3 protein-coding genes are annotated in these 4233 nt (G+C 74.3%); all 3 read right to left on the bottom strand.

The genetic code is table 11. The features are described 5' to 3' along the window. The coding region (dnaG, locus tag AOK18_RS28865; RefSeq protein WP_055696229.1) for a DNA primase at positions 1-1391 on the bottom strand (1391 nt) is incomplete at its 3' end. A 156-nt stretch (positions 1392-1547) separates the two neighbouring features. Then, on the bottom strand, positions 1548-2813 hold the full coding sequence (locus tag AOK18_RS28860; protein WP_055696228.1) for an NAD(P)/FAD-dependent oxidoreductase: 1266 nt from the start codon (positions 2811-2813) through the stop codon (positions 1548-1550). 188 nt (positions 2814-3001) lie between these two features. After that, on the bottom strand, positions 3002-4233 hold a 1232-nt coding region (locus AOK18_RS28855), incomplete at its 5' end, for a deoxyguanosinetriphosphate triphosphohydrolase (protein WP_055696227.1).

Raw genomic sequence — 4233 nt, 5'->3', positions numbered from 1 at the left:
CCCCCGCCCCGGCCGCGCTGCTGCCGGTCGTCGGGGGCGGGGCCCTTGCCGCCGCGGTCGCGGGCCCAGCGGGCGAGCTGCGCCACCCGCTTGACGACGAACTGGGTGTCGAGGATGCCGAGCATGCCGGCGAGCTGGACGGCGACCTCGTGCTGGGCGCCGCTGTTCTTGATGCGGGCGACGACGGGGGCGGCCTCGTCGAGGGCGGCGGCGCGGCCGGCCGGGGTGTCCAGGTCGTAGCGGCCCACGATGTGGCGGAGCGCGAACTCGAAGAGCGGGGTGCGGGGCTCGGCGAGGTCCGCGACCGCTTCGTCGCCCTTGGCGAGGCGCAGGTCGCAGGGGTCCATGCCGTCGGGCGCGACGGCGATGTAGGTCTCGGCGGCGAACTTCTGGTCGTCCTCGAAGGCGCGCAGGGCCGCCTTCTGGCCGGCCGCGTCCCCGTCGAAGGTGAAGATCACGCGGGCCGAGCCGTTGTCCATCAGCAGACGGCGCAGGATCTTGATGTGGTCGCCGCCGAAGGCGGTGCCGCAGGTGGCGATGGCGGTGGTGACGCCGGCGAGGTGGCAGGCCATGACGTCGGTGTAGCCCTCGACGACGACCGCGCGGGACGACTTCGCGATGTCCTTCTTCGCCAGGTCGATGCCGTAGAGGACCTGGGACTTCTTGTAGATCGCCGTCTCGGGGGTGTTGAGGTACTTCGGCCCGTTGTCCGACTCGTACAGCTTGCGGGCGCCGAAGCCGACGACGTCGCCGCCGATGTCGCGGATGGGCCACATCAGACGGCCGCGGAAGCGGTCGATGGGGCCGCGGCGGCCCTCCTGGGAGAGGCCGGAGAGGACCAGTTCCTTGTCGGTGAAGCCCTTGCCGCGCAGGAAGCGGGTGAGGTGGTCCCAGCCCTGGGGGCTGTAGCCGACGGAGAAGTGCCGGGCGGCGTCCTGGTCGAAGCCGCGCTCCGCGAGGAAGGCGCGGCCGGTGTCCGCCTCGGGGGAGGTCGCGAGCTGCTCCATGTACCAGTCGGCGGCGACCCGGTGGGCCTCGACCAGGCGGATGCGCTCGCCCCGCTGGTGGGCGGGGTTGTAGCCGCCCTCCTCGTAGCGCAGGGTGATGCCGGCCCGGGCGGCCAGGCGCTCGACCGCCTCGGAGAAGGAGAGGTGGTCGATCTTCATCACGAAGGTGAGGGTGTCGCCGCCCTCCTGGCAGCCGAAGCAGTGGAAGAACCCCTTGCTCGGACTCACCTGGAAGGACGGCGACTTCTCGTCGTGGAACGGGCACAGGCCTTTGAGGTTGCCGCCGCCGGCGTTGCGCAGCTGGAGGTACTCGGAGACGACGGCGTCGATCGGGACCGCGTCCCGTACCGCCTTCACGTCCTCGTCGTTGATCCGTCCGGCCACGCGTGAAGTCTACGGCGGTCCGCCGGCGGGCGGACCGGAGGTGTCCGCCCCGGGGTGCGGGGGCGGCGCCGGACGGTCCGGCGCGCGGTGCCGGCGGGCCGGCCGCGCCGCCGCCGGCGCCGGGCGGGACCGGGCGTGCGGCGCCGGCGGGCCGGGTCAGGGGGCGAGGCTCTCCAGCGGGACGCGCGGGTCCGCCAGGGCGTCCGGGTCCACCGGGGCCCGGGAGGTGATCAGCCGCTGGATCGGTTCGGTGACGTCCCACACGTTGACGTTCATCCCGGCCAGCACCCTGCCCTCCTTCGTCCAGAAGGCGATGAACTCCCGCCTGCCCGCGTCGCCCCGGACCACCACCTGGTCGTAGGAGCCGGCCGGCGCCCAGCCGGAGTACTCCATGCCCAGGTCGTACTGGTCGCTGAAGAAGTACGGGACCCGGTCGTGGACGACCTCCCGGCCGAGCATCGCGCGGGCCGCGGCCGGGCCGCCGTGGAGGGCGTTGGCCCAGTGCTCGACGCGCATCCGGGTGTCGAAGAGGGCGTGCGGGAAGGAGGCGACGTCGCCGGCGGCGTGGATGTCGGGGTCGGAGGTGCACAGCCGCTCGTCGACCCGGATGCCGCCGCCGTCCGCGGGGTCGGCGAGGTCCAGGCCCGCCGCCCGGGCGAGGCCGGTGCGCGGGACGGCGCCGATCGCCGCGAGGACCGCGTGCGCCGGGTGCTCCTCGCCGTCGTCGGTGCGGGCGGCGAGGACGACGCCGTCCTGCCCGGCGATCCCGGTGAGGGTGGCGCCGAAGTGGAAGCGGACGCCGTGCTCGCCGTGCAGGTCGGCGAAGAGCTGGCCGAGCTCGGGGCCGAGGACGGAGTCCAGGGGGGTCCGCCCGCGGTGCACGACGGTGACCTCCGCGCCGTACCCGCGGGCCGCCGCGGCGACCTCGAGGCCGATCCAGCCGGCGCCGGCGATCACCAGGTGGCCGTTGTCCCGGCCGAGGGCGGCCAGGACGCCCTTGAGGCGTTCGGCGTGCGCGAGGCGGCGCAGGTGGTGGACGCCGGCGAGGTCCGTGCCCGGGATGTCCAGGCGGCGGGGCTCGGCGCCGTTGGCCAGCAGCAGTTTGTCGTAGTGGACGGTGGTGCCGTCCTCGCCGAAGCGGACGGTCTTCGCGGCGCGGTCGACGGCGTCGACGGTCTGGCCGAGGTGCAGCTCGATGTCGTGGCGCGCGTACCAGGCGGGCTCGTGCACGAAGACGCTGTCGCGTTCCTCCTTGCCGAGCAGGAGGCCCTTGGACAGCGGCGGCCGTTCGTACGGGCGGTCCCGTTCGTCGCAGATCAGCAGGACCCGGCCGGTGAATCCCTCCGTTCGCAGCGTCTCGGCCGCCTTCGCGCCCGCCAGGCCGCCTCCGACGATGACGAATGTCTGGTCCGCGTCGACCACGTGATGCCTCCTGCTGTGGGTCCGGGGGGACACCCTCGGGAAAACACCGTGGGTGCCGCCACTTGCGAGCGTCCCGCACACGGGGTGATGCGGGAAGAGGGGGTGGCCCGATCAGGCCACGGAGGGTCACCTTCGGGCGAGCGCGCGTCTGCGGTGTCCCGCCGGCCCCTCCGGCGTCCCCCTCCGCCTCACGCCTGCCCCGTGAGGCGGGCGTGAAGCGAGCGGGCCGAGACGTCGGTGAGGGACGCGATCCGGTCGACGATCACCCGTTTGCGGGCGCGGTCGTCCGGGGCCTGCGCGAACAGGGAGCGGAACTGCGGGTCCAGGCCCTCGGGGGCGCGGGCGGTGAGCGCCTCGGCCAGTTCGAGGACGACGATCCGCTGGTCGGCGCGGAGCCGCTCCTGCTCGGCGCGCTGCATGACGTACCGGTCGGCGACCGCCTTGAGGACGGCGCACTCCATCCGGATGGGCCGGGGGACGACGAGTTCGGCCCCGTAGCGGGTGAGGCGGCCGCTGCCGGACCGCTGCCGGGTGGCGCCCTCGGCGGCCAGGCAGAAGCGGCCGATGAGCTGGCTGGTGGCGTCCTTCAGGCGGGCCTGGGCGACCGCCGTGCCGTCGTAGCCGTGCGGCCACCACTCCTGGGCGAGGAGGCGGTCGAGCGCCTCGGCGAGTTCCGCCGGGTCGGTGCCGGCGTCGGTGTAACGGCCGACGGCGACGGCGAAGACCTCCTGCCGTTCGGGCTCGGCGTGCAGGACGTTGGGGTCGATGTGGCCGGCGTGCAGGCCGTCCTCCACGTCGTGCACCGAGTAGGCGACGTCGTCCGCCCAGTCCATGACCTGGGCCTCGAAGCAGGTGCGGTCCTCGGGGGCGCCCTCGCGGATCCAGTCGAAGACGGGGCGGTCGTCCTCGTAGACGCCGAACTTCGCGGAGGCCGGGTCGGTGGGGTGGGCGCCCCGGGGCCAGGGGTACTTGGTGGCGGCGTCGAGGGCGGCCCGGGTGAGGTTGAGGCCGACGCCGACCGGGTCGCCGCTGCGCGGATCGGTGACGAACCGCTTGGGTTCGATGCGGGTGAGCAGGCGCAGCGACTGGGCGTTGCCCTCGAAGCCGCCGCAGTCCTCGGCGAACTCGTTCAGCGCCTGTTCGCCGTTGTGGCCGAAGGGCGGGTGGCCCAGGTCGTGCGAGAGGCAGGCGGCCTCCACCAGGTCCGGGTCGCAGCCGAGGGCGGCACCGAGCTCCCGGCCCACCTGCGCGCATTCGAGGGAGTGGGTGAGGCGGGTGCGGGGGCTGGTGTCCCAGACGCCGCCGGCCTCTCCGGGGGTGACGACCTGCGTCTTGCCGGCGAGGCGGCGCAGGGCCGCGGAGTGCAGCACGCGCGCGCGGTCGCGCTGGAAGGCGGTGCGTCCGGGACGCACCGCCTTCC

Source organism: Streptomyces prasinopilosus, assembly GCF_001419695.1.
Classification (GTDB): Bacteria; Actinomycetota; Actinomycetes; order Streptomycetales; family Streptomycetaceae; genus Streptomyces; species Streptomyces prasinopilosus.
The sequence above is the reverse complement of the archived record's forward strand: the minus strand, read 5'-3'. Positions and strand labels throughout refer to the sequence as shown.